The organism is Hyphomicrobiales bacterium (assembly GCA_039973685.1).
Lineage (GTDB): Bacteria > Pseudomonadota > Alphaproteobacteria > Rhizobiales > JACESI01 > JACESI01.
In genome coordinates, this window is the sequence record JBDWKL010000005.1 from 17917 (window position 1) to 42643 (window position 24727).

Consider the following 24727-nt stretch of genomic DNA (forward strand, 5'->3'; position numbering starts at 1 on the left):
CACAGGGGATGCATAAATGAACTATGTGAAACGAGCAGAAGCAGAAGCTGAACAAGAAGATCAACGTATTCGCGAGAGTGTTGAAAACATGATCGCGGACATCCGCGCGAATGGTGAAACGGCTGTTCGCTCTTATGCTGAAAAGTTCGATGGTTGGGTTGGCGATTTTGTTCTGTCTGCTGAAAAGAAGGCGGCCTTGATTGCTCAGGTGTCTGACCAAGAAAAAGAAGACATCCAATTTGCTTTTCGCCAAGTGACCCGTTTTGCCGAAGCGCAGCGGGCAAGCTTAAGCGAATTCTCCATTGAGACTGAACCGGGCGTTGTACTGGGACAAAAAGTTGTGCCCGTAAATTGCGCTGGTTGCTATGTGCCAGGTGGCCGATATTCTCACGCGGCATCTGCCATTATGAGCGTTGCAACGGCGAAGGTTGCGGGCGTTCCTTTTGTGGTCGCCGCTAGCCCGCCGCGTGGTGATAGCATTGCGCCCGCTGTCGCTTATGCGATGGATATTGCTGGTGCTGACGTGATTTTGGAAATGGGCGGTGTTCATGCCATTGCAACCATGGCCTTCGGACTATTTGGCGCTGAGCCAGCGGATATTTTAGTTGGACCGGGCAATGCCTATGTGGCAGAGGCCAAGCGCTTGTTGTTTGGTGAAGTCGGTATCGACGTTTTTGCCGGCCCAACAGAAAGCGCGATCATCGCCGATGAAACGGCGGACCCGATGACGGTTGCAATCGACCTTGCCAGTCAAGCAGAGCACGGCACCAATTCTCCCGTTTGGCTTTTTACAACGTCGCAAGAATTGGCAGACACTGTAAATCGTATCTTGCCAAAGATAGCAGACGACATGCCAAGCGGCGAGGTGGTGAAGGCTGCTTGGGCAAATCATGGTGAGATTATTGTTGGCGAGAGCGATGAAGAAGTAGCCGCTATTTCTGATCACTATGCCAGCGAGCATTTGCAGGTGATTACCAAGAATAATGATTGGTGGAAGGCGCGGCTTAAAAACTACGGCTCCCTATTCGTCGGCGAAGGTGCGACCGTGACGCACGGTGATAAGTGCTCTGGCACCAACCACATTCTGCCGACCAAAAAGGCGGCTCGTTATACAGGCGGCTTGAACGTCATGAAGTTTTTGAAAATCCTGACATGGCAAGAAATCAGCGAAGAAGCGAACCTTGCTTTTAGCGCTGCCGGTTCTCGCATAAGCCGCATTGAAGGCATGGACGGTCATGCGCGCGCTTGCGATTGGCGCTTGCGCAAATACCATGAAGGCACCAATTGGGACTTCGAAGTGACGGACCAAAAGCGATATGACTGACACGGTGTTCAACAAGCCCTTTACGCAACAAGAAGCAATCCCAGAAGTGGCGATTGAACGCGCTGTCGACATTCTGCGCGGTGGGCGTTTGCATCGTTATAACACGCTGGCCGATGAGACGGCTGAAGTCTCGCTGCTAGAAGAAGAATATGCCGCCTATCAAGAAGCCAAATATTGTCTGGCGGTCACCTCTGGCGGACAGGCGATGCAGATTGCGTTGCGAGCGGCGGGTTTGAAGGCAGGGGACAAAATTCTCGCCAACGCCTATACGCTCGCCCCTGTGCCTGGTGCTATTCACGTTGCAGGCGGTGTGCCTGTGTTTGTTGAAACGGGGCAAGATTGGCGCGTTGATATTGCAGACCTTGCGGCCAAAGCAGAGGAGAGCGGCGCGAAGTTTTTTATGCTGTCCCATATGCGCGGCCACATTGCAGATATGGATGCCATCGTTGAAATTTGTGAAAAGTACGACATCACGCTGATTGAAGATTGTGCCCATACAATGGGTGCGCGATGGAAGGGTGTTCGCTCTGGAAACTTTGGGCGTGTCGCGTGTTTTTCAACGCAGACTTATAAGCATATCAATTCTGGCGAAGGCGGTTTTCTCACTACCAATGATGAAGAACTAGCTGCTCGCGCAGTCATCATGTCGGGTTCGTATATGCTTTATGGCCGTCATGGTGCGGCGCCATCTGAAGCAGCGTTTCATCAGGTGCGATTAGAAACACCTAATTGTTCCGCACGGCTAGATAATTTACGTGGCGCACTCCTTCGCGCTCAACTGTCTTTGTTGGATGACAATATTGCGCGATGGAACGAGCGTTACCGTGCCCTTGAGGTGGGATTGAAATCCGTTGCTGGTGCGCAAATCGTGGAGCGGGCGCAGCATGAAGCATTCGTTGGATCGTCGTTTCAATTTCACGCTTTGGGCGTTGATGATATTCCGACCTTTGTTGCTCGCCTTGCAAAACGCGGTGTGGAGCTTAAGTGGTTTGGCGCGGATGAGCCCGTGGCCTTCACCAGCCGCTATGATAGCTGGCAGTATTTTGATGACCTGCCAGACCTCGTGCAGACCAAGCAGGCACTCGCCACGACATTGGACATGCGTGTACCGCTCACCTTCAGTGTTGAGGACTGTTCGCTTATTGCAAGCATTATTGCTGACGAATTGGGCCAAGTATCTACCGCTAGGGCCTAGACGTTCACCGTGCCGTTTGTTTATAAGGTTTTGAACGAAGAAACGAGACAAAGCGCGAGAACGCATCATGGCAGGCCACAGTAAATTTAAGAACATCCAGTACCGCAAAGGTGCGCAGGACGCGAAACGCTCTAAGATGTTCTCAAAGCTATCAAAAGAGATCACGGTTGCAGCCAAAATGGGCGGCGGCGATGTGGACGGCAATCCGCGCCTTCGCCTTGCTGTTCAAAACGCGCGCGGCCAGTCGATGCCGAAAGACAATATCGAACGCGCCATCAAAAAAGCTGAGGGCGGCGACGCGGATACATACGAAGAAATTCGCTATGAAGGCTACGGCCCCGGCGGTGTTGCTGTTATCGTTGAATGCTTGACGGATAACCGCAACCGTTCTGCCTCTTCTGTTCGCTCAACCTTCACGAAGAATGGCGGCGCGATGGGTGAAACTGGTTCTGTCGGTTTCATGTTCAACCGCGTTGGCGAAGTCGTTTATCCCGCAGATGCGGGTGATGCTGATAGCATTATGGAAGCAGCCATTGAAGCGGGTGCAGAAGATTGCGAAAGCGATGAAGATGGCCACTTTATTACTTGCGCCTTTGAAGATCTCGGCGATGTGTCAAAAGCACTCGGCGAAGCCTTGGGTGAAGCAGAAAGCGTGAAGCCAAACTGGAAGCCGCAAACGCTGACACCACTTGATGCGGATAAAGCGGGCACCTTGATGAAGCTCATCAACACTTTGGAAGATGATGACGACGTGCAAAACGTCTATTCAAACATGGAAGTTGATGACGAAGTGCTGGCGGCTCTCGAAGGCTAGCCTCTTTCATCCTTGGATGATCCCATAACGAAGTGTGAGGTGATGGTGGCAACTTGTTCCACCGTGCCTAATGTATCGGTATGAAAAGTTTTGTAGCTTTCAAGGTCTGCCGTTTCGACCCGCAGTAAATATTCAAACGTGCCCGAAATATTGTGACATTCGCTGACCTCAGGCGCGATGGACATGGCGCGTTCGAACGCTTGTTGATCTTGCTTTAAATGCCGCGACAAACCCACCGTTACATAAACAGTTAAACCTTTGCCCAACGCCTTGCGGTTGAGCGTTGCGCGATACCCCTCAATTATGCCTGAGCGCTCAAGCTCCTGCACGCGGCGCAAGCAGGCGGAGGCGGACAGGTTTATGCGGTCGGCGAGTTCCGCATTGCTGATACGGCCCTCTTTTTCCAAAATGCGCAATATTCTACGGTCTATATCGTCAATGTCGGTCATTAATTGCGTATTATATTTATATAGAGCAATAATTGCAATTAAATTTGGTGTGACATAGGCTATTGTTGCGGAAATTGGAGATTTGACGCAATTATGACGCTAGAAACCCTCATCGCCCTTGCCACATTCGCCGTTGCGACCTCTGTCACGCCGGGTCCGAATAACTTGATGCTCTTGGCATCTGGCGTGAATTTCGGCTTTTGGCGCACCGTGCCACATATGCTGGGCATTTCCATTGGTTTTGGCTTTTTGGTTTTTTCTATGGGGTCAGGCATTGGGGCGTTGATTGCGTTTAGCCCGAACTTTCATCTGATCTTGAAAATCATAGGTGCGACCTATCTGCTCTATCTTGCATGGCGTATCGCTACATCAACCAGCCTTGGACAGGGCAGCGCTAAATCGCGACCGATGAACTTTCTTGAAGCTGCCGCTTTTCAATGGGTGAACCCGAAAGCATGGTCGATGGCACTTTCTGCCATTGCGCTTTTTAGTGATCCTGAAGGAACCATTTGGTCGACAATGCTTTTGTCCTTGGTGTTTGTATGCTGCAACTTTCCGTCTGTCATGGTGTGGACAGGGTTTGGCACAGTGATGCAGCGCTTCTTGTCAAACCCGACGCGCCTGCGGGTTTTCAACATCACAATGGGTATTTTGCTGGCGCTTACCGTTATTATGGTGGTGCGCTGAGGGCAAAGGGCGCTATCGTCTGCCCCATGAGTGAAACGATTCGAATTTTGGGCATTGATCCGGGCCTGCGCAACACCGGCTGGGGCGTGATTGATGTGAAGGGGAACGGGCTTTCCTTCGTGGCGGCAGGCACGATTAAGGCGGCGACTGATGCTGACCTTGCTAACCGTCTGCTTGAAATATTCAACAGCCTCACCGCCGTGATTGGTGAGTGGCAACCGCAGGAAGCAGCGGTTGAAGAAACCTTCGTCAACAACAACCCGCGCTCCACATTGAAACTTGGCCAAGCGCGCGGCACAGCGCTTTTAGCGCCTGCGAAAGCGGGCTTGCGCGTTGGCGAATATGCGCCCAATCAAGTGAAGAAGAGTGTGATCGGCGTTGGTCACGGTGACAAGAAACAAATCAAAATGATGGTCGGTATTTTGTTGCCGAAAGCAAAATTTGACAGCGATGATGCGGCTGATGCTTTGGCGATTGCCATTTGTCACGCCCATAACAGGCAAACACTGGCCCAACAAATGAGAATGGCAGCAGCACAATGATTGGGAAGCTCAAAGGTGTGGTGGATAGTTATGGTGATGATTATCTGATCCTCGATGTGCAAGGCGTCGGGTATCAAGTGCATTGCTCGGTGAAAACACTGGGCGCATTACCCCAAGCGGGTGAAGCTGCGACGCTCGCCATTGAAACCCATGTACGCGAGACAGAAATCAAACTGTTTGGTTTCGCCTCTGACCTAGAACGCGAATGGTTCCGTCTGTTGCAAAACGTGCAAGGTGTTGGCGCGAAAGTGGCACTTGCGATTTTAGGCACGTTGACCGCCAGCGAACTTGCATCCGCCATTGCGCTGCAAGATAAAGCGATGGTCTCTCGTGCCCCCGGTGTTGGGCCGAAGGTCGCGCAGCGCATTGTGCTGGAACTTAAAAACAAAGTGCCTGCCATGTCAGGAGACGCGACAGGTACAATTGGCCTGCAACAAGAACTCGGCGAGGGTGTTGCCTCTTCTGCCGTATCCGATGCCGTATCAGCACTCACGAATTTGGGTTACAGCGCTCAGCAAGCAAGCGGTGCGATAGCTGCCGTTGTTCAACGTGAGGGTGAAGACGCGGATGCTCAAACACTGATTAGGTTGGGGCTGAAAGAACTGGCGAGTTAGTGTCCACAATGGTGGTATGGAGCAAAATTCGACGGGTTATTTTTTAGGAGACCACAAGTCTTGTTGACGGCTCTCCTTATTGTTTGGCGCTATTTGCGACCTAAAAAATGGGTGTGGCCATGATGCCATTTTTACGATGGTCTATATTTCATTTCGTTGTCTGCTTGATTGTTGCAACGGCATTGAGCGCGGTTCTTCTTTCTCTCGTCACGAATTTTGATTATCTGCTGCCAATAAAAATTAAGACGGCTGTCGTCAGTGATGTTTCTTTTTGGCAGCTCATTTGGAACATAATCAAAGCCGCGAGCCTTTATTTTGCGCTCGGATTATTTTTCGCAGGCTTCGGGTTTGGCAGTTTTGCGCTTGGCTTGAGCATTGGCTTGTGCGCGGTTTACTATTCTTTGCGTGGGTTCCTTGATACGTGGATCGTTATCGGTTCCGCGTTCCTCGCCTGCTCATTCGTTTCCATCCCTGCTTGGCAGGCAATAATTGAACGCAGTCTTTCTGGAAAAGGGGCTTTCAATTTTTTACTCAACCTACCGGTGGCAGCAATACCCGTGATTGGCCCGTTGGCTGCTTATATCGTCTGGATAAAGCGGCCAAGGCGTTTTATTGGTCCGCTGACTTTTGAGGAAAAAGAAACTTTATAAGATGACAAAGGTTTTGGTACATTGATCTCAGGCACTGATTATAAAAAGCGCACGCGCACACGGTTTGTCATTTATGCCGTGGTTGCTGGCCCGCTTATGGGGCTGGGCTTGTGCTTATGCCTTCTTATTCCGTTTGGCTTGTTTGAGAAGTTTTTTGGTCTTGAGCAACACCGCGCCATTGCCTTTTTACCCGTGAAGCTTGCTGTTCAATGGTTCTTTCCAATTGGTACGGGCCCTGCGTTGTTAACAGGGCTTGTTGCGATGGCGCGGTTTATTAAGAAGCAGGGCATTGAGATTGGTGATGTTTTGGTTTCGTCAGCAATCGGCGCGGTTCTGGGCAATTCAGCAGCCATGGTTTTAGCGTTGCAGCTTTGGCAGGGCGAGCGCTCGGATGTGGTCTCCCTACCCGTTTTGGTGTTCCTCATCGCGCTGCCCTTGGTGCTTGGGCCGATTGTCTCCGCGATATTGTGGCTTTCTCGACCTAAAGAATGGATTGGGCCGCTGACAAAAGAAGAACTTGCCGTTTGGCGTGGCGAACAAGACGCGGTAAACCAATGACATGAGTGATTCATACGAAGACGCAGACCGCATTATTACGCCTGAAGTCCGTGAGGACGATGATACGTCGATCCGCCCGTTAGCGATTGACGAGTTCACGGGCCAAAAAGAAGCGCGGGAAAATTTGAAGGTTTTCATCGGAGCGGCGAAAGCGCGCGGCGATGCGTTGGATCATGTTCTTTTCGTTGGCCCGCCCGGTCTTGGCAAGACGACGCTTGCGCAAATTGTTGCTCGTGAGTTGGGCGTTAATTTCCGTTCTACCTCAGGGCCAGTGATTGCAAAATCTGGCGATCTTGCAGCGCTGCTAACCAACCTCGAAGAAAACGATGTTCTCTTCATTGATGAAATCCATCGGTTAAGCCCTGCGGTTGAAGAAATTTTATATCCCGCGATGGAAGATTTTCAGCTTGATCTAATTATCGGTGAGGGGCCAGCGGCGCGCTCTGTGAAGATTGATCTTGCAAAATTCACCCTTGTTGCCGCGACCACTCGCTTGGGTCTTCTAACAACGCCATTGCGCGATCGTTTTGGCATTCCAATCAGGCTTAATTTTTACACGGTTGAGGAGCTTGAAGGCATCGTCACCCGTGGCGCGCGGATTGTGGGCATTGGCATGACGCCGGATGGCGCCAAAGAAGTAGCGCGGCGCTCTCGTGGTACACCGCGGATTGCGGGCCGCTTGCTTCGTCGTGTGCGTGATTTTGCAATTTATGACGGGGCAACAGAAATCACTGCAGAAATTGCAGATAAAGCACTGCAACGCCTCGATGTCGATCAGCGTGGGCTTGATGCTTTGGATAAGCGCTATCTCAACCAGATCGCGCTGAATTTTGGTGGTGGACCTGTTGGCATTGAGACAATTGCCGCTTCCTTATCAGAACCGCGTGATGCGATTGAAGAGATTGTGGAGCCTTATCTTATCCAGCAAGGTTTCGTGCAGCGCACCCCGCGTGGTCGTTTATTGACACCGGCAGCATTCTCTCATCTTGGCCTTGCTGTGCCAGAAGGCGGCGGGACGGCTCAGTTTGGTTTGTTTGCTGAAAGTGACGAATAATTCGGCAAATTAGTTTTGTCAGATCTGTTACTTTCCAAGGCTGATTTAATCTTGTAATAAAGCGCGAGAAAATCCTCCGAATTTTGGAACAATAAACGATGACAGACGACATTCGCCACGATTGGACTTTGGCTGAGGCTGAGGCGCTTTTTAACAAGCCATTCAATGACCTCTTGTTTGATGCACAGGTGATGCATCGCCGTTATCACGATCCTAATGCGGTTCAAATTTCCACGCTCATCTCCATTAAGACAGGCGGTTGTCCTGAAGATTGCAAATATTGTCCGCAATCGTCGCGTTATAATACGGGGCTTTCTGCTGATAAGTTGATGGAAGTTGAGAAAGTGCTAGAGGCAGCACAGCGGGCAAAGTCTGCTGGCGCGTCGCGGTTTTGTATGGGTGCTGCTTGGCGCTCTCCGAAAGATCGCGACCTTGATAAAGTCAAAGCGATGGTGTCAGGCGTTAAAGCACTTGGTATGGAAACCTGTGCGACCCTTGGTATGGTGACGATTGATCAGGCCTCTGAGCTGCGGGACGCAGGTCTTGATTATTATAACCACAATATTGATACGGGCGAAGAATACTATGAAGAGGTGATCACTACGCGCACCTTTGAAGACCGTATGAATACACTTTCTAATGTGCGCGATGCGGGCATTAATGTGTGCTGTGGCGGTATTATCGGTATGGGCGAAAAAGAAACCAACCGCGCCTCAATGCTCACGACTTTGGCAAACCTTGAAGAACATCCCGATTCAGTGCCAATCAACATGCTGGTAAAAGTGCCTGGTACACCGTTTGAGGTGAACCAAGATGTTGAAGGCGTTGATTTCGTGCGCGTGATTGCGGTTGCACGCATCATGATGCCACAGGCTGTTGTGCGGTTGTCGGCAGGACGTGAAGAAATGAATGATGAGATGCAGGCGCTTTGTTTCTTGGCTGGTGCAAACTCAATCTTCTACGGTGAGCAATTGCTTACAACGCCAAACCCTAAAGCTGAGAAAGATCAGCTCCTCATGGAAAAGCTAGGCATTAAGCCGCTTGTTCCTGAAGGGGTATCTATCGCTGCTGAATAACAGAGCGCGCTTTAAGTGAACAGATCAAACAAAAAAGCCCCGCTCAATGAGCGGGGCTTTTTCTTGTTCAATAATTGTTGGCTTACTTGTTGCCGATCATCTTCCAAATCATTGGGAAGAGTGCCGCTGCAAGTGCCACTTTTACAAGGTCAGCAATGATGAAAGGCTGAAAGCCAAACTCAATTGCTTTTGCAAAGCCGATGCCGCCAAATTCTGTGATTGGCAAGAACGGTGCTGCAAGCCACAAAACGCCTAGAGCGTAGATTGCGGCAAGGCCGAAGAGCATCGCAAGTGCTGTGGTTACAAAATTGCGGTCCCAACCACGTTCTGCAAGTGTACCTGTAATGAAGGCTGCAACAACGAAGCCAATAAGGAAGCCGCCTGTTGGGCCAGCCATGTAAAGAAGGCCGATGCCTTTTTCAGGAGTGCCAGCAAAAACTGGAAGGCCAGCAGCGCCTTCTGCAAGATACAAAAGAACAGTTGCAACACCAAGGCGCGAACCGAATGCGGCACCAATTGCGAGGATCACGAAGACCTGCATTGTCATTGGTACTGGGTAGAATGGAATTTGAATTTTTGCTGAAACCCAAATGGCAAGAGAGCCAAGAATTGCAAGCGTGATATTCTTAAGGAGGGAAGGGCTGGCGAACTGTTGCGCAAGCACCGGATTAGCTGTGGTCATAATGGCCTCATTGGTTGGCTATATCGTTGGTTTCCTTTTAGCGCTTCATGGGGCCATGACGCAAGTGCGAGATGTGAGTAATTATGCAGAGTGGATTTGTGTGGAATGTTTGGTATTTAGGATTTTGTGGCCGCATGGGATGTTTTGGTCCACATTGCTGAACTTTCGATGTTTTTCTTCGAGTTAGAGCGGCATGAAAAATGCCCTGCTCGCGACGAACAATCAATTGCATCGAAGGTTCGATGATGTTGAAGAAAAAGCAGACGGCGCCAGAGTTGGCGCCGTCATTTTTGTTTTAATTTTTGAACTTTTTGATCTCACCGGATGCAAGGCGAGAGCTGTATGATTTCAGTTCAACGCGCACGACTTTCATCAAGAAGTAGAGTGCGAAAATGTTCACCACAGCCATGGCGAAGATCGCGGCATCTGAGAAGTCGATCACAGGGCCGAGGCTTGCTGCTGCACCGATAACGATGAAGATGCAAAAGATAATCTTGAAAGTTAGCTCAGAGGTTTTTCCTTCACCGAATAGATACGTCCAGCTCTTCAATCCGTAATACGACCAAGAAATCATGGTCGAAAATGCGAACAGTACGACTGCAATCGCTAGCACGAATGGGAACCAAGAGATGGATGCTCCAAATGCTGCTGATGTTAGGTTGACGCCAGAAACATCACCAACAGTTTTGATAGCAGTTCCTGCTTCATTTAGTGCGAATTGACCAGAAGCTTGGTCGATGACCAGCTGCCCAGAAATTGTGATGACGAGCGCCGTCATTGTGCAAATAACAACTGTATCGATCAACGGTTCGAGAAGTGAAACGAAACCTTCAGTGATCGGTTCTTTTGTTTTTACCGCTGAGTGCGCGATCGCTGCTGAACCAACACCAGCTTCATTTGAAAAGGCAGCGCGTTTGAAGCCTTGAATAAGGGCTCCAACAAAACCACCTGCAACACCAAGACCAGTAAAGGCGCCTTCAAAAATCTGGCCGAAAGCCCAACCAATTTTATCGAAGTTGAAAAGAAGGATAACCAAAGCAGCACCAACGTAAAGGATACCCATGAACGGGACGACCTTTTCTGTTACGCGCGCGATAGATTTGATCCCACCGACGATGACGGCAAAAACGATGGCCGCAAATACCACACCAGTGATCCAACCTGGATAGTCACCAACGATGCCGCTGATTTGTGCGTGTGCTTGATTGGCTTGGAACATGTTGCCGCCGCCAAGTGCACCAAGAATACAGAATACAGAAAACAGCACAGCAAGGAATTTACCACCAGGTAGGCCAAGTTCTTTAAAGCCTTTGGAGATGTAGTACATCGGGCCACCAGAAACCGTTCCGTCTGGGTATTCGTTGCGGTATTTCACGCCGAGTGTACATTCTGTGAATTTCGACGCCATGCCCATAAGGCCCGCGAGGATCATCCAGAATGTTGCGCCAGGGCCACCAATGCCAACAGCAACGGCGACGCCTGCAATGTTACCTAGGCCAACGGTGCCTGAAAGGGCGGTCGCTAACGCTTGAAAATGGCTCACTTCACCAGCATGATTAGGATCAGAATAATCGCCTTTTACCAAGCTGACTGCATGATTAAAGAAGCGAAATTGTACAAAGCCGAAATAGAGTGTGAAAACAGTTGCGGCTACAACTAGCCACATCACAATCCAAGGAAAACTCGTTCCGGGGAACGGTGCGAAGATGAGGCTAACAAATGGGCCTGTTGCAGCGGCGAAGACTTCATTCACCTTTTGATCAAGTGTTGCAGTTTCCTGCGCAATGGCGGGGCTTGCAAGACTTGCTGAGGCCAGTAGTGCCAAAATTGTTTTTGAGATGTTTTTCATGATTTCTACCTTAACTAACAACTGTTACAGGCACATCAGCACTCATAACCAAATTTGATGTTGAACTGCCAAACATGCGTTTAACAAAACCGCCTTCAGAAGCGCGGCCTACGATAATTTGAGCCGCCCCTTGTTCCTTAGCGATTGCGTTCAATGCATCTGCCACATCGCCGTGGCGAACGACCCCTTCAACTTTCATCTCAGCTGATGTGAGTTTTTCTATCGCTGGATTGATAATGCGTTCCATAGCGGTAGTTATTTCTTCTTCGCGACGCTTGTGACGCTGTTCATTTTCTTCTGGGGTTTGAAATGAATAGGGCGACCATTCGATGATATAGGCAACCACGAGACTGCAATTCCCGATCAATTTAGCCAATTGCTGTGCATGATCTAGGGCTCTTTCCCCAGAGTCATGACCATCAAGGCCGATCATTAAAGTTGTCATTGTTTTTCTCCTCGTGGACCCTTGTTCCACCTCTTGTTTTTACGTTGGATTGGCTTTTGTGGGTGTAACCACGCACCCCTTCCAACCTTCTATTATGGTAGAAATTCCTAGACTTAGGGCCTGTAATTTGATATTTCATAGAACTAAAGTCTATTTTATTAAAAAATTTAGGAAATAAGACTGAATGCAGCGAAATCTTGATGCAATTGATAAAAAACTTCTTTCCGAGTTGCAGCGTAACGGAAGAATTTCTGTTGTTGATCTCGCTAGCAGAGTTAATTTGACTAAAACACCTTGTTCAGAGCGCGTAAAAAAGCTGGAAGTTTCCGGAGTAATTTCCGGTTATTGTGCGCATGTAGATGCCGCCAAAGTCCACCAAAACCACGTTACGATTGTTCATGTGATTATGGCGCAATCGAATGGTAGTGCTTATGAAAGTTTTTGCGAGGCGGTGAGGAGTATTCCGGAAATTCAAAGTTGCATGATGATAGCGGGTTCATTTGATTACATGCTGAAAGTTCGCACTCGTGACATCACTGAGTTTCGTTCATTGTTGGGCCGCAAAATTAGCAAGTTACCAAATATCGAAAAGACGCATTCTTTTACTGTTCTAGAAACGGTGAAAGATAGCGATTTTATTGATGTGACAATTTAGGTCGTGACCCTAGATTTGGTGCGCCGCATCTTCTTTTACCCATCAATTGAAGCACGAAGAAAACCAGCTAGCTCTCGTCTGTATTCGCCGCTTTGATGGGGCGGCATTCCGTCTAATTTGAGAGATGTTTCTGCGATGTGCAGCCCTAACACAGCGGCACTGAAACGGGTTGCTTTTGCTTTTGAGCCTAAGATTTTTTCGAGCGATTGATACCACGTGCGCTTGTAGAGCTCTCGCACCATCTCGCCGACTTCCGGGTCTGATGTATTTCGCAAGATGAGCGATGTCGCCGTGGCGTTGTTGCTGTCGCGCGGTGCTGTGGTGAATAGATTGACCACTTGTTCAATGAGTTGGTCGGCGTTTTTGACTGCGTCGGTATTGAGTAATGGAAAACCTTGTAATGTGGTTTCAAAAAGCCCCAGTTTCGATCCGAAATAGCGCGAGATTAACGCCACATCTACTCCCGCCGCTTTTGATATATCCCTGACTGATACATTGGAATAACCATACGACCAGAACAAATTGCGTGCTTCTTGGAGCAAAGCTTCTTTGGTTTTTTGAGATCTCGACATGATCTCAACTTGATGTTTTTGCGTAATTTTGTCAACGCTTGTTGAATTAAAAGCTTAGTCCATTCTACGCGTCAATTGGCGGACGGAGTTCTTAGCCCTTTTGTCGTGTGAGTTGCAGCCACTGCGTGCAGCGCTCCTCTGGCGTGTCACTCAATAAAATATCGGTCACAACGGAGACAATGTCTGCGCCGGCATCAAAGCAGCCCGCCGCGCGGTCTTGGTTGATGCCGCCGATGGCACAAAGGGGAATATCGCCCACTTGCTTTTTCCAGCGGGTGATTTTGTCTAAGCCTTGGGCTTCCCATTTCATCTCTTTTAGAATGGTCGGATAGATCGGGCCAAGCGCGATGTAATCGGGATTGCAGGCGAGCGCGCGTTCTAGTTCGGCTTCATCATGGGTGCTGACGCCAAGTTTAATGCCTGTTTTGCTGATCGCTTTTAAGTCAGCATCGTCTAAATCTTCTTGGCCCAAGTGCACATAGTCGCAACCTTCATCAATCGCGATTTGCCAAAAATCATTCACCACCAATTGGCAATTCGCCTCTTTGCACAAATCACGGGCACGAATGATTTCGCTCTTGCGCCTTGCTTCATCGGGAATATTGCCGTGGCGGTCTTTCATGCGCAACTGCACGAGTTTGATGCCTGTTGGTAATAGCTTTTCTAACCAATTTGCATTGTCGACGATTGGGTAGAAGGGATCGAGTTTTGTCATGATAAAAATGCTTTTCCAAGAACAGGCGTTGAGGGTTCGGCCATGTCGCGTTCTTCCATCGGGTCGGCGAGATTAGCTTTGCGTCCAGAAATGATTGCCTCAGCAAAGGCTTCGGCCATAAGGGCAGGGTCGCCTGCTTTTGCAACGGCGGTGTTGAGCAAGATTGCGTCATAACCCAGTTCCATTGCGTGGGCTGCATGGGATGGTTTGCCAAGGCCCGCATCAACCACCAATGGCACATCTGGAAAATGTGCGCGCATGGCACGAAGGGCAAACGGGTTGTTGATCCCGCGACCTGATCCAATCGGTGCACCCCAAGGCATCAGCACTTCGCAGCCAGCTTCAAGTAAGCGTTCGGCAACGACAAGGTCATCTGTGGTGTAAGGGAAAACTTGAAAGCCTTGGTTTGTCAGCTCATTGGCTGCTTCCACCAATCCAAAAACATCGGGCTGCAATGTGTCGGCTTCCCCAATTACTTCAAGTTTGATCCATGGCGTGCCGAAGACCTCGCGTGCCATCATGGCGGTTGTGATGGCTTCTTTTGCGGTGTGGCAACCGGCTGTGTTTGGTAGAACTTTTAGATTGAGATTTTTGATGATTTCCCAAAATTCTTGTCCCTCACGACCAGAACCAGATTCGCGCCGAAGCGATACGGTGACAATCTCGCAGGCAGAGCGCTTGATCGCATCGACCATAATGGCGGGCGATGGATAAAGAGATGTGCCCAGCATGAAGCGGGATGTGACTTCGGTATCATAAAGGGTGAGAGTGTCATTCATATGCGTTACCCACCTTTCATCGGTGCGAGAATTTCGATTTTGTCACCGTCTTCTACGTGTTCTGCATCACGACTATGAGCGCTGACAAATTCGCCATTGCGAGCGGTTGCGACTGTTGCATCGCTGTATCCAAGCTCTTCAAGCAATGCCGTTAGTGTAACGGCATCGCTCTTATGCGCTTGTCCGTTGACGGTAAGGTTCATCGTCATTGTCCTTGTGAATGAAAAGTTCTGGTTCGGCATTTTCAACAATCGCTTCGCGGGCCATGCGCGCTAAAGCAGGGGCAAGCAGAAAGCCGTGTCGGTAAAGGCCGTTTAGATAATAGATGCCATCTTGTTTGATGACGCGGGGAAGGTTGTCGGAGAAAGCAGGGCGCACATCGGTGCCAATCTCAACAATCTCCGCTTCGCCAAAAGCGGGGTGTAGCGCGTAGGCAGCTGACAAAAGTTCAATCATCGAGCGGGCCGTAATGCGCCCTCGTTCATTACTCTCAATCATCGTTGCGCCAACCATAAAATGGCCGTCTGCACGAGGCACAATATAAAGGGGAATACGAGGGTGAAGCATTCGCACAGGTCTTGATAGGCGTACTTCATCGGTTTTGATGATCAACATTTCACCTTTTACGCCGCGAAGGTCGGCCAGCTCTTTGCTGGCAGAAAGGCCGCGTGCGTCAATGGTGATGTCAGCGCGTGGCGCGTCAAAACCGTCTTGTTCAAAATGGAAGTTAGCCCCTTTATCTTCAAGATAGTTAGCAAGCTTTGCCAAGGCGTCACGCGGGTTTAAATGGGCCTCACTTGGAAAAGAGAGGGCTTTTCGAAAGCGGCCTTCTAAATCCGGTTCAAGATTTTTTATACCTTCACCGTCCAACCATTCAAATTTGTCTGTTCTCCTAGCAAAGCGCATAAGATCGTTTGCGTCGCGTGGTTGGGCTAAAACGAGGCTACCGTTGTTTTCGACGAGGTTTGTGCGCTGTTGCCACCACTGAGCCGCTTCGCTGCCAAGGCGGGCAACGGCTTCATCTGCGCTTTCGCGTTCGCACCAAGGGGCCAACATGCCGCCTGCGAACCAAGAACAGGAAGCCGCACCAATATGTGTGCCCTTGTCATAAAGAGAGACGTTATAGCCGTGCTCAATTAGTTCGGCCGCAACGGTTAAACCCGCAACGCCTGCTCCAATAATGTTCACACTCTCATCGCGCATAAAAATTGCTCAAAGACCAAGGTTTGATGATGTGGATTAAAAGGCGTATCGCAAAGCGCTTTTGAAAAGCAGCGCTCGTCAATCGTCCCTTCGCCAGCATCATCTGGATCAGGTTTTAAGGATCGCGGTGGACTACTAAACCGCCTCTCAGAACCCTTGCCGGGGACTCTCCTCGATTACATTTGAAATTAGTAGAAACCACCCTGTTGTCAAGCAAAGAAGACGAATGTCCTTGAATGTGCATTGGTGCACACCATCATGCACCATGGCTGGTTATATTAAGATCATACCAAACGAAAAAATTAAAAAGACCCAAGAATACTGGAAGCATAAAGACGAACAATAATGACGATACTGTCAATCACAACCGCCGCCACTTCTTGGCCTCAGACGTAGCGGCGTTGCAATCAGTTTGGCTCAGTCTCCCAACAAATCTTCTGAGCCAGTTTTCGCTCTCGTGTTCTTGCGGGAGCGAAAACGTTTTGACATAGTAAAAGGCGAAACAACGGGAGACTGCTATGGCGATCGTGATTGACCTGCATTTGAAAGCGAAAGATCGAGAGAATTACGACGCGCTTTTTAAAACACTTCAAGCCATCTTACCCGATACAGCCGCTTATGATGGGGCGCATCTGATTTCTTGTTCTGCGAATGAAGAGACGATGAGCTTTATTGTTCATGAAGTTTGGGAAAGCCTCGAGCATCAGCAGGCTTATCTAGGCTGGCGTGCTGAGCGTGGTGATATTGATACACTTGGCTCCATGCTTGGGGCCGCGCCTGAATTTATTCAGCGTGAACATCTGGCCTTCGGCTAAAATTAGGGTCGAAAATGCAAAACCCACAATTGGATGCGCTGTCAGGCGAGTTGATACCTGACGGCCATAAGCTTCCTGTCCGCATCTATTTTGAAGATACCGATTTTTCTGGCGTTGTTTATCACGCCCGCTATTTGCATTTTTTTGAGCGGGGGCGATCTGATTTCTTGAGGCTCAAAGGGGTGCACCACAACGAATTACAAGAAGGGCTTTACGGCGAACCTTTGTTCTTTGTGGTGAAAGGTATGACACTCGATTTTGTGCAGCCAGCCAAAATTGATGATGTGGTTCATGTCACCACGAAAATTGAAAGCATCAAGGGTGTGCGGGTTTTAATGAAGCAGATCATCGAGAAAGAGAATCAGTTGATTGCAACCGCCGATGTGAGCGTCGTTTTAATCAACGAAAAGGGGCGTCCAAAGCGACTTCCTGAAGGTTTAACCCAAGCCCTCACATAAATTTCAACGTGAAAATGGATCGTTTGGCCGTGTTTGCCCAAATGCTTACTGTTTATTAACCATAAAAATGGCTTTCTCATCTTGTGTGGCTCGATATTTTCGTCTTTGGCGAGGATTTGGAGCTGCTCGCCGTTGTTCTGCCAAATTTGGGCGTAACAGAGACGGGGCTAATGCGAAGAACGAAGCTCATGGCTGAAGCAACGCGCAAATGACCCGCTCATCGCCCAAAATGCAGCGAGCAAATGAAATTTATTCAGTCTTGAGGAAAGACATACATGGCTAATCCAATTGATATCACGAGCGTTGCGCTCTCCGCCCCGAGCGAGATTTCTCTGCTCGGTTTGTTCTTGGAGGCACATATTGTTGTGAAGGCCGTCATGGTCGGTCTGGTTTTTGCTTCTGTTTGGTCATGGGCGATCATTGTCGACAAGGCGCTGCTATATGGTCGCACTAAACGACAATTAGACAGGTTTGAATCGGTGTTTTGGTCAGGCCAATCGCTTGAAGAGCTTTATCGCTCGCTATCCTCGCGCACCACGCATGGTATGGCAGCCCTTTTTGTGGCGGCGATGAAAGAGTGGAAGCGCAGTCACGAATCGGGAGCAAGTTCCTTCATTGGTCTGCAGACCCGCCTTGATAAAGTATTAGACGTTACCATTTCCCGCGAAGCAGAGCGTTTAGAAAACCGCCTCTTGTTCTTGGCAACGGTTGGTTCTGCTGGTCCGTTTGTTGGCCTGTTCGGAACGGTTTGGGGCATTATGCAAAGTTTCCAAGCGATTGCTGCTTCTAAAAATACAAGCCTTGCCGTTGTGGCACCCGGCATTGCCGAAGCCTTGCTTGCAACGGCAATGGGTCTTGCTGCTGCGATCCCTGCGGTGATTGCCTACAATAAATTGAGTAGTTCCGCCGGTAAATTGACGGGCCGCATGGAAGGCTTTGCTGACGAATTTTCTGCCATCCTTTCTCGTCAAATTGACGAGAGAAAGAGCTAGCTCATGGGCATGTCTGTTGGATCATCTGGTGGTGGCGGTAGACGCGGACGCAGACGCGGACGTGGTGGCTCTGCCGTAATGAGTGAAATCAACGTCACACCCTTTGTGGATGTGATGCTGGTGCTTTTGATTGTCTTTATGGTAGCAGCCCCGCTGCTTACATCAGGCGTTCCGGTTGATTTGCCGAAGTCGGAAGCCAAAGCACTTAACATTGATGCCAAGCCAATCACGGTGACAATCAATGCTGAAGGACAATTATTCTTGCAAGAAGATGAAATTACCGAAGCCGATCTCGTTACCAAACTGACAGCGCTCACAGAAGCGGGTGCGGGTTTGGAAGAGCGGGTTTTAGTGCGCGGTGATCGTCAATCTAATTATGGTCTGATTTTGAAGATAATGGGTACGATTAGTGCGGCCGGTTATACAAAAATTGGTCTGCTTTCGATTAATGAGAATGGCGGTTAAAGAGATTTAATGCGCGGAACCGGACACGCAATATCATTTGTTGGCCATGCAGCTTTGCTGACATGGGGCCTCGTGTCGTTCGCGCCTGACCCCTTTGATGAGCCACTTGTGGAAACGATCCCGATTGAGTTTGTGACGATTTCTGAGGTGACGGATGTTACCAAAGGTGTCAAAACCGCCAAAGAGGTGATCGACAGCGAAGAAACGACGGAAACACCTGACGTTGAAACGCCTGAAGTTGCTGAGGATCCGGGCCCGGCTGAAAAGCCTGCGGAAGAGCCAAAGCCGGAGCCTGTAAAAGAAGCCGCTAAAAAGCCTGTAGAAGCAACACCGCCTGAGCCAAAAGCTGAGCCAGTGCCAGAGCCTCCAAAACCAGAGCCTCCAACGCCTGAGCCCCCAAAACCAGAGCCACCGAAACCTGAGCCGCCAAAGCCAGCGCCGGTACCAGCACCGCCACCACCACGGCCTGAGCCACCAAAACCTGAGCCTGTAAAAGAGGTCAAGCCAGCACCTGAACCGCCAAAGTTGGTGGAAGTTGCTAAAGCACCTGATGCGAGCGCGCTTGAGGATTTGATTGCGGAAGAATTGAAAGAGCCTGCAAAGGTTGAAGCGGCAAAGCCTGTGGCAGAAGCGCCAAAAGCGCCGTCTGCTCCAGCACCGCGCCTAAACCCACGTCCAAAAATCAAAACGGCGTCTGCAAAGCCGACTGAACTCTTGGATAAGAAAAAGCCAAAATCGTCAGCCTCCGGTAAGCCAAAGAAAAAGGCCTCAGTCGGCACGAAAACAGGCCGCAAAGGCGCACCTCTTACCCAATCTGAGTTGGATGGTTTGAGCGATTCCATCAAGCGATGCTGGAACCTGCCGCAAGGCTATACGGCTGGCAAAGATTTCCAAGCGAAGGTTCAAGCTAAGCTTGCAAAAGACGGAAGTGTCGTTGGTAAAGTTAAAGTTCTAAGCGTTACCGGATTTTCTGGTGGCAATTCATTCCTCATCAAGAATGCGGTGAATGTAGCCATTAAAAAATGCGCGCCTTACAAATTGCCAGCAGCTAAATATGATGAATGGAAAGACCTCGTCGTTAACTTCCATCCGTAGGGAAAAATTATGGATTGTTTATTGCGGCTGAAAAAAGTTGAACATTGGAAAAAAATTGAAGACACATTTCGCCCATAAAACTGTATAAGCATATGGGTTGTGAAAGCTGAAAGAAACGGTACGGACTATATTATGACATTCGCGAAGAAATTTTACCTACTAGTTTTGAGCATCCTGACAGCGGTCTTTATTGCTTCTGGGCCCGCTTGGTCAAAGGTCGAAATCGATGTGCGCGGTGCCAATGTTGAGCCGCTGCCAATCGCTTTGCCGATCTTAACGGGCAATGCTGATTATTCTCAGCGCATTACTGATGTTATCGCAGCAGACCTTGAACGATCTGGATTTTTCAAATCTGTTGATCGCAATACATTCCTTGAGAACATCACGGACCCAAACGTCGCGCCAAAATTCGATGATTGGAAAGTAATCAACGCCAAAGCATTGATGACAGGTGCCGTGACACTTTCAGGTGGGCAGATTACGGCTCAGTTCAGATTGTGGGACACATTTGGTTCTGAACAGATTGATGGACAGCAATTTTCTTCAACGGAGAAAAACTGGCGCCGTGTCGCGCATATTATTGCTGATGCAATTTATGAAAAGCTGACAGGTGAGAAAGGGTACTTTGATACCCGCGTTGTGTTCGTTGATGAGACAGGGTCAAAACAACGACGCAAGAAGCGTTTGGCCATTATGGACCAAGACGGTGCGAATGTTCGTTACCTCACCAACGGTACTGATCTTGTGTTGACCCCGCGCTTTAGCCCAACCAGTCAAGAAATCACTTATATGTCGTTCATCCCTGGTCGCCAGCCAAAGGTGTATTTGTTGAATATTGAGACAGGCCAGCGCGAGATTGTTGGTAATTTCCCAGGCATGACGTTCAGCCCACGCTTTTCTCCAGATGGCAACCGTATTGTTATGAGCCTTCAACAAGATGGTAATGCAAACATATATGCAATGGATATTCGCTCTGGCGCGACATCTAGGTTGACCAATTCAGCGTCCATCGACACATCACCGTCTTATTCACCAGATGGCAGCGCCATTGTTTTTGAATCAGATCGTGGTGGACGTCAGCAGCTTTATAAGATGGCAGGCTCAGGTGGCGGTGCGCAGCGTATCTCATTTGGGGCAGGGTCTTATTCAACGCCTGTATGGTCTCCTAATGGAGAATGGATTGCCTTCACAAAACAAACTGGCGGCAAATTCTTGATTGGTGTGATGAAGCCTGATGGCTCAGGCGAGCGCATTTTGACAGAAGGCTTTCATAACGAAGGACCAACATGGGCACCTAATGGCCGTGTTTTGATGTTCTTCCGTGAGAGCCCTGGTGCAAGTGGTGGATCAAAACTGTGGTCTGTTGATGTAACTGGCTATAATGAGCAGCGAATTCCAACGCCGAACTTCGGTTCTGACCCTGCTTGGTCGCCGCGTAGTAATTAATTTTCGCAAATTTTTTGCCAAAATCTTGAAACCGGTCATGCAAATGGCCGGTTTTATTAATTGTGCCCTCGATAATTCATGTATTTTGAAAGACTCTGTTTACCATAACAGAACCTAAAAATGGGCTGATTGTCCTATTTGTTGCAAAAACAGCACTGATTTCGTGCAAATCGGTCGAATTCCACCAATTTTCCGTCACAATTGAGGCTCTTATAGCGTTTCGAGCAGGGTCGTCATGGCTTTACATTTTGTTTACCAGTTCTTTGAACCCCGCCTTAACTAGCAATGACGTATTCCTTTTAACCATAAGGTTGGGGACGTTGAGTTTCCTGGGATAAAGTGGAGTTCCCATTATGATGATGACTATTAATTCTAAGCGCGGCCTATCAGTTGCGCTCTTTATGACAGCAGCTGTTGCTCTCGGTGCGTGCGCCAAAAAGCCAAAAGATGCTGTAAACGGAAGCCTGTCTGGTGCTGGTGCGAGCAGTTCAACTGCTAAACCTGGCTCAGCTCAAGATTTTGTTGTGAACGTCGGCGATCGTGTCTTGTTTACAACGGATTCAAGTTCAGTGAATGCTGATGGTCGTGTGATCCTTGATCGTCAGGCGCAATGGTTGAACCAGTATGGTCAATATACATTCACGATTGAAGGCCACGCAGATGAGCGCGGCACACGAGAATACAACTTGGCACTTGGTGCACGTCGTGCAACAGCTGTTAAGCGTTATCTCGTTTCTAAAGGTGTTAGTTCTGGCCGTATGAAGTCTTTGTCTTTCGGTAAAGAACGTCCAGTTTCAGTTTGTAATGACATTTCGTGCTGGTCACAAAACCGTCGTGCTGTAACTGTTTTGAACGGTGCTGGCAGCTAATATCTGCTCATTGTTTTCAATACGATTTTTTTGACAAGGCGCTGCATTTGCAGCGCCTTGTTTCGTTTTTTGGCAAATTTTGCGTGATCATGGACAAATTTTGGTCCAACTCCTCGCTCATTGTGATAAACAATTCATGAGATCGCGCCGTGATGGCGATTGACTGTTGTAATTGCGTTCTAATGATACGCCCTTATTATATGCCGAAGAGATACATCGATGACACGCTTTAAAACTGCATTTTTGAATTCCGTTATGGTCGCAGGCATTGCTGCTAGTTTGACCGTTTCAGTTACAGTCGCACCGGCTGCCGCTGCTGATGGGTTTGGCTCTAAGATCGCCTCAACCTTTGGTGGCTTCTTTAAAGGGGAAGAAGAAAGCAAGGCGCCTGTCGCTGTTGCGCCTGCTCCAAGCCCGCGTGAAACCGCGCTGCTTGTTCCCGCGCCTGTGCCTCAAGCCGACCTTCTCAAAGACGGTGAACAGGGTGCTAGCATTATCAAAGTGCAATCAAAACGTGAGCTTGGAACCGCAATTAACATCAATTCACGAGCAATTGGTGAAAACACAATTCGGGTTCAAGAGCTTCAAGAACAAATGCGCCAGATCACGGGTCGTGTTGAACAATTGGTTTTTGATTTGCAACGCATTCAAGAGCAGCTTCGCATCATGCAAGAAGATGCAGGTGTTACGCCGGAACCATCTTTGCAACAACGCGCTGACAATAGCAGTGAAAATGACAACCCTGATAGCAATGGTGGTGGCGATGCCAATCTTATTCCACCGCCAGGCAGTGTTGGCGGATCGCAGATAGCTGCAGCACCCGCACCCTCTGTCGACGCGCCGCTTGATTTGAAACCGAATATTGGCGCGCAAGCAAATTTGGCGGAAACACAAAGCCGCGACCCTTTGTTGCAACCCAATGGAACGCCAAGCCTTGGCACATTGACCCTGCCTGATACTGACCCAGAAACACTTTACAATTTCGGTTATAGCAAGTTGTTGAATGGTGATTATGTAGGGGCAGAGGAGAATTTGAGAAAGTTCGTTCAATCTTATCCAAACCACCAATTGGCTCCAAATGGCCGCTATTGGCTGGCGGAAACTTTTTATGCGCGCGGGCAATTTGCTGATGCGGTTGAGGAGTTTTCTGGAACTTACAAAGCATTCCCAGCAAGCACCAAAGCACCTGATAGCTTGTTGAAGCTTGGCCTCTCGCTCGCGCGATTGGAAGAGCATGATGCAGCCTGTGCAACTCTTGCAGAAGTGTTTAGCCGTTTTCCCGAAGCATCACGCTCTATCCACATAGCTGCCCGCGACGAACAGGCTCGTTCGAACTGCATTTAAGGTGGTGAGTGCGCCTTTACATAAGGCGAATTTATCGTGCGGTCTCTTTGATGTGCACGCACTATTTTATTCCATTCGTGATCAAGAAAAAATCGCCGTCGCTGTATCCGGTGGTAGCGATTCTTTAGCTATGTTGTTGATGTTGGCAGAATGGGCCAATGAGCAGGGAAAATATCTCCACTGTTTAACTGTCGACCATGCTTTGCGGGCAGCGTCTCGCGATGAAGCATTGATGGTTGGCAAGCTTTGCACCAAGCTTGGTATTCCTCATGACATTTTAACGTGGGATGATGAAAAACCTTCGACCGGTCTTTCAAACGCGGCACGTGATGCGCGCTATGAATTGATGGCTGAGCGGTGCCTTGCTCTTGGTGTTTTTGATTTAGTGCTTGGGCATCAGCGTGATGATCAAGCTGAAACATTATTGATGCGCCTTTCAAGAAGCGATCAAGGGGGGCGCGGGCTTGCTGGTATGCCTTTGAAAACGGAATATCGCACGGATTTGAATGGCCCAATCACATTGCATCGTCCTCTTCTTGGTTTGGCGCGCGCTGATTTGCAGGGTTTTTTATCAGCCCGTGCGGTTAACTGGGTATCCGACCCGACGAATGACAACGACGCCTATGAGCGCGTTAGAACGCGGACGGTATTGGGAAATAACCAGATACTGAGCGAACAATTGTTGGCCTATGCCAAAGTATCCGCGCGTTACCGAAGCGCGATGTCGTTGGAGGTGGCGCGGTTTATCTCAAAACATGTCGATAGGATCCGCTTTGGCGGGCTTGTCGTGGATAAAGCCGCATTGAAAGCTCAGCCAGAGCCAGTTGCCGTTCTTGTTTTACAGACTTTGCTTTCGGTGATCGGTGGGCGGGATTATCTGCCATCAGTTGCCGACGTTCAAAGAGTGTTGGAGGGTATCGGCGGCCAAACCCTTGCTCGGGTGCGTCTTCATGGTGAGGGTTCTAGCCTCTACTTAACCCGTGAAGTCCGCAATTTACCGTGCGTTCAAAAGCTCGGCGACTTGGCTCATTCTTGGGATAGACGGTTTGTCATTCAAACATCGCATTTCAACGCGGAACTCGTGTCTGGTTCTGACCTTGATGCAGACATCGTCAAAGACTTTGTCGAGACCGCACAATCGCCCCTATCTAAGTTTGAGAAAATTGCGCTCCAATCTTCTCCCTTTGTAACTTTTCAGCAGCATGGCAAAATTAATGCAGCATCGTGCTTGGAAGAGGATAATTCTAACTTGGTAAGTGTTCGGCCTCTTTTTGGAGGCTTTCAGCGCTTTTGTGGGGCGTTTGATCTGCCTATTAAGCGCGCTGTGGAACGTTTGTTAACCATGTGAGTTCACTTTGACGAGATAATCATCGTGACAGG

The 24727-nt window shown here is 49.2% G+C and carries 29 protein-coding genes and 1 riboswitch; of the genes, 20 read left to right on the forward strand and 9 right to left on the reverse strand.

Translation table 11 applies throughout. From position 1 onward, the window contains the following. Nucleotides 1-16: 16 nt before the first annotated feature. The 3 genes from hisD to ABJO30_00750 all read left to right on the forward strand — a co-directional run bounded on the left by hisD (nt 17) and on the right by ABJO30_00750 (nt 3333). The gene (gene hisD / locus ABJO30_00740) at nt 17-1324 is read left to right on the forward strand and encodes a histidinol dehydrogenase (GenBank protein ID MEP3231332.1); all 1308 of its coding nucleotides are present in this window, start codon (nt 17-19) and stop codon (nt 1322-1324) included. Further along, nucleotides 1317-2519, forward strand: a complete 1203-nt coding sequence (locus ABJO30_00745; GenBank protein ID MEP3231333.1) for an aminotransferase class I/II-fold pyridoxal phosphate-dependent enzyme — start codon at nt 1317-1319, stop codon at nt 2517-2519. Before hisD ends, ABJO30_00745 begins: the two co-directional genes overlap by 8 nt. Before the next feature lie 67 nt (nt 2520-2586). Continuing rightward, a complete protein-coding gene (locus tag ABJO30_00750; protein ID MEP3231334.1) occupies nt 2587-3333 on the forward strand; it encodes a YebC/PmpR family DNA-binding transcriptional regulator in 747 nt (248 codons plus the stop codon). Here the strand turns inward: ABJO30_00750 and ABJO30_00755 are convergent. Then, entirely contained in the window at nt 3330-3782 is a 453-nt protein-coding gene (locus ABJO30_00755; protein ID MEP3231335.1) for an Lrp/AsnC family transcriptional regulator, read from the reverse strand. The genes ABJO30_00750 and ABJO30_00755 overlap by 4 nt on opposite strands. 93 nt (nt 3783-3875) lie before the next feature. On the opposite strand from ABJO30_00755, the gene ABJO30_00760 reads away from it, so the two are divergent. From ABJO30_00760 to bioB, 7 genes are all read left to right on the forward strand, one after another. Continuing rightward, nucleotides 3876-4469: a LysE family translocator gene (locus ABJO30_00760; GenBank protein MEP3231336.1), complete on the forward strand. Its 594-nt coding sequence runs from the start codon at nt 3876-3878 to the stop codon at nt 4467-4469. Nucleotides 4470-4495: 26 nt separating this feature from the next. Next, the gene (gene ruvC / locus ABJO30_00765) at nt 4496-5011 is read left to right on the forward strand and encodes a crossover junction endodeoxyribonuclease RuvC (GenBank protein ID MEP3231337.1); all 516 of its coding nucleotides are present in this window, start codon (nt 4496-4498) and stop codon (nt 5009-5011) included. After that, nucleotides 5008-5625 carry a Holliday junction branch migration protein RuvA gene (gene ruvA / locus ABJO30_00770; GenBank protein ID MEP3231338.1) on the forward strand — a complete coding sequence of 206 codons (618 nt, stop codon included), beginning with the start codon at nt 5008-5010 and terminating at the stop codon, nt 5623-5625. Before ruvC ends, ruvA begins: the two co-directional genes overlap by 4 nt. A gap of 119 nt (nt 5626-5744) precedes the next feature. Next, the gene (locus ABJO30_00775) at nt 5745-6275 is read left to right on the forward strand and encodes a hypothetical protein (protein ID MEP3231339.1); all 531 of its coding nucleotides are present in this window, start codon (nt 5745-5747) and stop codon (nt 6273-6275) included. A 21-nt stretch (nt 6276-6296) separates the two neighbouring features. Continuing rightward, nucleotides 6297-6833, forward strand: a complete 537-nt coding sequence (locus tag ABJO30_00780) for a hypothetical protein (protein ID MEP3231340.1) — start codon at nt 6297-6299, stop codon at nt 6831-6833. Nucleotide 6834: 1 nt separating this feature from the next. Then, nucleotides 6835-7887: a Holliday junction branch migration DNA helicase RuvB gene (gene ruvB / locus ABJO30_00785; GenBank protein MEP3231341.1), complete on the forward strand. Its 1053-nt coding sequence runs from the start codon at nt 6835-6837 to the stop codon at nt 7885-7887. A 98-nt stretch (nt 7888-7985) separates the two neighbouring features. Then, nucleotides 7986-8963 (forward strand): biotin synthase BioB, encoded by a 978-nt coding sequence (gene bioB, locus ABJO30_00790; GenBank protein ID MEP3231342.1) that lies wholly within the window; start codon nt 7986-7988, stop codon nt 8961-8963. An 82-nt stretch (nt 8964-9045) separates the two neighbouring features. Here the strand turns inward: bioB and ABJO30_00795 are convergent, their stop codons facing one another. From ABJO30_00795 to ABJO30_00805, 3 genes are all read right to left on the reverse strand, one after another. Continuing rightward, nucleotides 9046-9645: a biotin transporter BioY gene (locus ABJO30_00795; protein MEP3231343.1), complete on the reverse strand. Its 600-nt coding sequence runs from the start codon at nt 9643-9645 to the stop codon at nt 9046-9048. Nucleotides 9646-9940: 295 nt separating this feature from the next. Further along, nucleotides 9941-11494: an alanine/glycine:cation symporter family protein gene (locus ABJO30_00800; GenBank protein MEP3231344.1), complete on the reverse strand. Its 1554-nt coding sequence runs from the start codon at nt 11492-11494 to the stop codon at nt 9941-9943. A 10-nt stretch (nt 11495-11504) separates the two neighbouring features. Beyond that, nucleotides 11505-11939, reverse strand: coding sequence for a universal stress protein (locus ABJO30_00805; GenBank protein ID MEP3231345.1), 435 nt, complete (start codon nt 11937-11939; stop codon nt 11505-11507). Between the two features lie 184 nt (nt 11940-12123). Between ABJO30_00805 and ABJO30_00810 the strand changes: the two genes are divergently transcribed. Further along, nucleotides 12124-12594 carry an Lrp/AsnC family transcriptional regulator gene (locus ABJO30_00810; GenBank protein MEP3231346.1) on the forward strand — a complete coding sequence of 157 codons (471 nt, stop codon included), beginning with the start codon at nt 12124-12126 and terminating at the stop codon, nt 12592-12594. A 35-nt stretch (nt 12595-12629) separates the two neighbouring features. On the opposite strand, the gene ABJO30_00815 is transcribed toward ABJO30_00810, so the two are convergent. The 5 genes from ABJO30_00815 to thiO all read right to left on the reverse strand — a co-directional run bounded on the left by ABJO30_00815 (nt 12630) and on the right by thiO (nt 15863). Beyond that, complete coding sequence (locus tag ABJO30_00815; protein ID MEP3231347.1) at nt 12630-13166, reverse strand: TetR family transcriptional regulator; 537 nt, start codon at nt 13164-13166, stop codon at nt 12630-12632. 91 nt (nt 13167-13257) lie between these two features. After that, the gene (locus ABJO30_00820) at nt 13258-13881 is read right to left on the reverse strand and encodes a thiamine phosphate synthase (protein ID MEP3231348.1); all 624 of its coding nucleotides are present in this window, start codon (nt 13879-13881) and stop codon (nt 13258-13260) included. Beyond that, entirely contained in the window at nt 13878-14660 is a 783-nt protein-coding gene (locus tag ABJO30_00825) for a thiazole synthase (protein ID MEP3231349.1), read from the reverse strand. Before ABJO30_00825 ends, ABJO30_00820 begins: the two co-directional genes overlap by 4 nt. A 5-nt stretch (nt 14661-14665) precedes the next feature. Continuing rightward, nucleotides 14666-14863 (reverse strand): sulfur carrier protein ThiS, encoded by a 198-nt coding sequence (gene thiS, locus ABJO30_00830; protein ID MEP3231350.1) that lies wholly within the window; start codon nt 14861-14863, stop codon nt 14666-14668. After that, nucleotides 14832-15863, reverse strand: coding sequence for a glycine oxidase ThiO (gene thiO, locus ABJO30_00835; protein ID MEP3231351.1), 1032 nt, complete (start codon nt 15861-15863; stop codon nt 14832-14834). Before thiO ends, thiS begins: the two co-directional genes overlap by 32 nt. Nucleotides 15864-15931: 68 nt before the next feature. Continuing rightward, a riboswitch (TPP riboswitch) is annotated at nt 15932-16046 on the reverse strand. Nucleotides 16047-16381: 335 nt separating this feature from the next. On the opposite strand from thiO, the gene ABJO30_00840 reads away from it, so the two are divergent. From ABJO30_00840 to tilS, 9 genes are all read left to right on the forward strand, one after another. Next, nucleotides 16382-16678, forward strand: a complete 297-nt coding sequence (locus tag ABJO30_00840; protein MEP3231352.1) for a hypothetical protein — start codon at nt 16382-16384, stop codon at nt 16676-16678. A 14-nt stretch (nt 16679-16692) separates the two neighbouring features. After that, on the forward strand, nt 16693-17136 hold the full coding sequence (gene ybgC, locus ABJO30_00845) for a tol-pal system-associated acyl-CoA thioesterase (GenBank protein MEP3231353.1): 444 nt from the start codon (nt 16693-16695) through the stop codon (nt 17134-17136). A gap of 293 nt (nt 17137-17429) precedes the next feature. After that, on the forward strand, nt 17430-18128 hold the full coding sequence (gene tolQ, locus ABJO30_00850; protein ID MEP3231354.1) for a protein TolQ: 699 nt from the start codon (nt 17430-17432) through the stop codon (nt 18126-18128). A 3-nt stretch (nt 18129-18131) separates the two neighbouring features. Continuing rightward, nucleotides 18132-18593 (forward strand): protein TolR, encoded by a 462-nt coding sequence (gene tolR / locus ABJO30_00855; protein MEP3231355.1) that lies wholly within the window; start codon nt 18132-18134, stop codon nt 18591-18593. A 9-nt stretch (nt 18594-18602) separates the two neighbouring features. Beyond that, nucleotides 18603-19688 (forward strand): hypothetical protein, encoded by a 1086-nt coding sequence (locus ABJO30_00860; GenBank protein MEP3231356.1) that lies wholly within the window; start codon nt 18603-18605, stop codon nt 19686-19688. Between the two features lie 132 nt (nt 19689-19820). Beyond that, nucleotides 19821-21134: a Tol-Pal system beta propeller repeat protein TolB gene (gene tolB, locus ABJO30_00865; protein ID MEP3231357.1), complete on the forward strand. Its 1314-nt coding sequence runs from the start codon at nt 19821-19823 to the stop codon at nt 21132-21134. A gap of 356 nt (nt 21135-21490) precedes the next feature. Then, the gene (gene pal / locus ABJO30_00870; GenBank protein MEP3231358.1) at nt 21491-22003 is read left to right on the forward strand and encodes a peptidoglycan-associated lipoprotein Pal; all 513 of its coding nucleotides are present in this window, start codon (nt 21491-21493) and stop codon (nt 22001-22003) included. A 219-nt stretch (nt 22004-22222) separates the two neighbouring features. Continuing rightward, nucleotides 22223-23347 carry a tol-pal system protein YbgF gene (gene ybgF, locus ABJO30_00875; protein MEP3231359.1) on the forward strand — a complete coding sequence of 375 codons (1125 nt, stop codon included), beginning with the start codon at nt 22223-22225 and terminating at the stop codon, nt 23345-23347. A gap of 52 nt (nt 23348-23399) precedes the next feature. Then, nucleotides 23400-24695, forward strand: coding sequence for a tRNA lysidine(34) synthetase TilS (gene tilS, locus ABJO30_00880; GenBank protein MEP3231360.1), 1296 nt, complete (start codon nt 23400-23402; stop codon nt 24693-24695). Nucleotides 24696-24727: the final 32 nt, after the last annotated feature.

Coding starts and splice junctions, on each gene's coding strand:
- hisD (MEP3231332.1), top strand. CDS start 17: ATGAACTATGTGAAACGAGCAGAAGCAGAAGCTGAACAAGAAGATCAA.
- ABJO30_00745 (MEP3231333.1), top strand. CDS start 1,317: ATGACTGACACGGTGTTCAACAAGCCCTTTACGCAACAAGAAGCAATC.
- ABJO30_00750 (MEP3231334.1), top strand. CDS start 2,587: ATGGCAGGCCACAGTAAATTTAAGAACATCCAGTACCGCAAAGGTGCG.
- ABJO30_00755 (MEP3231335.1), bottom strand. CDS start 3,782: ATGACCGACATTGACGATATAGACCGTAGAATATTGCGCATTTTGGAA.
- ABJO30_00760 (MEP3231336.1), top strand. CDS start 3,876: ATGACGCTAGAAACCCTCATCGCCCTTGCCACATTCGCCGTTGCGACC.
- ruvC (MEP3231337.1), top strand. CDS start 4,496: ATGAGTGAAACGATTCGAATTTTGGGCATTGATCCGGGCCTGCGCAAC.
- ruvA (MEP3231338.1), top strand. CDS start 5,008: ATGATTGGGAAGCTCAAAGGTGTGGTGGATAGTTATGGTGATGATTAT.
- ABJO30_00775 (MEP3231339.1), top strand. CDS start 5,745: ATGATGCCATTTTTACGATGGTCTATATTTCATTTCGTTGTCTGCTTG.
- ruvB (MEP3231341.1), top strand. CDS start 6,835: ATGAGTGATTCATACGAAGACGCAGACCGCATTATTACGCCTGAAGTC.
- bioB (MEP3231342.1), top strand. CDS start 7,986: ATGACAGACGACATTCGCCACGATTGGACTTTGGCTGAGGCTGAGGCG.
- ABJO30_00795 (MEP3231343.1), bottom strand. CDS start 9,645: ATGACCACAGCTAATCCGGTGCTTGCGCAACAGTTCGCCAGCCCTTCC.
- ABJO30_00800 (MEP3231344.1), bottom strand. CDS start 11,494: ATGAAAAACATCTCAAAAACAATTTTGGCACTACTGGCCTCAGCAAGT.
- ABJO30_00805 (MEP3231345.1), bottom strand. CDS start 11,939: ATGACAACTTTAATGATCGGCCTTGATGGTCATGACTCTGGGGAAAGA.
- ABJO30_00810 (MEP3231346.1), top strand. CDS start 12,124: ATGCAGCGAAATCTTGATGCAATTGATAAAAAACTTCTTTCCGAGTTG.
- ABJO30_00815 (MEP3231347.1), bottom strand. CDS start 13,166: ATGTCGAGATCTCAAAAAACCAAAGAAGCTTTGCTCCAAGAAGCACGC.
- ABJO30_00820 (MEP3231348.1), bottom strand. CDS start 13,881: ATGACAAAACTCGATCCCTTCTACCCAATCGTCGACAATGCAAATTGG.
- ABJO30_00825 (MEP3231349.1), bottom strand. CDS start 14,660: ATGAATGACACTCTCACCCTTTATGATACCGAAGTCACATCCCGCTTC.
- thiS (MEP3231350.1), bottom strand. CDS start 14,863: ATGAACCTTACCGTCAACGGACAAGCGCATAAGAGCGATGCCGTTACA.
- thiO (MEP3231351.1), bottom strand. CDS start 15,863: ATGCGCGATGAGAGTGTGAACATTATTGGAGCAGGCGTTGCGGGTTTA.
- ABJO30_00840 (MEP3231352.1), top strand. CDS start 16,382: ATGGCGATCGTGATTGACCTGCATTTGAAAGCGAAAGATCGAGAGAAT.
- ybgC (MEP3231353.1), top strand. CDS start 16,693: ATGCAAAACCCACAATTGGATGCGCTGTCAGGCGAGTTGATACCTGAC.
- tolR (MEP3231355.1), top strand. CDS start 18,132: ATGGGCATGTCTGTTGGATCATCTGGTGGTGGCGGTAGACGCGGACGC.
- ABJO30_00860 (MEP3231356.1), top strand. CDS start 18,603: ATGCGCGGAACCGGACACGCAATATCATTTGTTGGCCATGCAGCTTTG.
- tolB (MEP3231357.1), top strand. CDS start 19,821: ATGACATTCGCGAAGAAATTTTACCTACTAGTTTTGAGCATCCTGACA.
- pal (MEP3231358.1), top strand. CDS start 21,491: ATGATGACTATTAATTCTAAGCGCGGCCTATCAGTTGCGCTCTTTATG.
- ybgF (MEP3231359.1), top strand. CDS start 22,223: ATGACACGCTTTAAAACTGCATTTTTGAATTCCGTTATGGTCGCAGGC.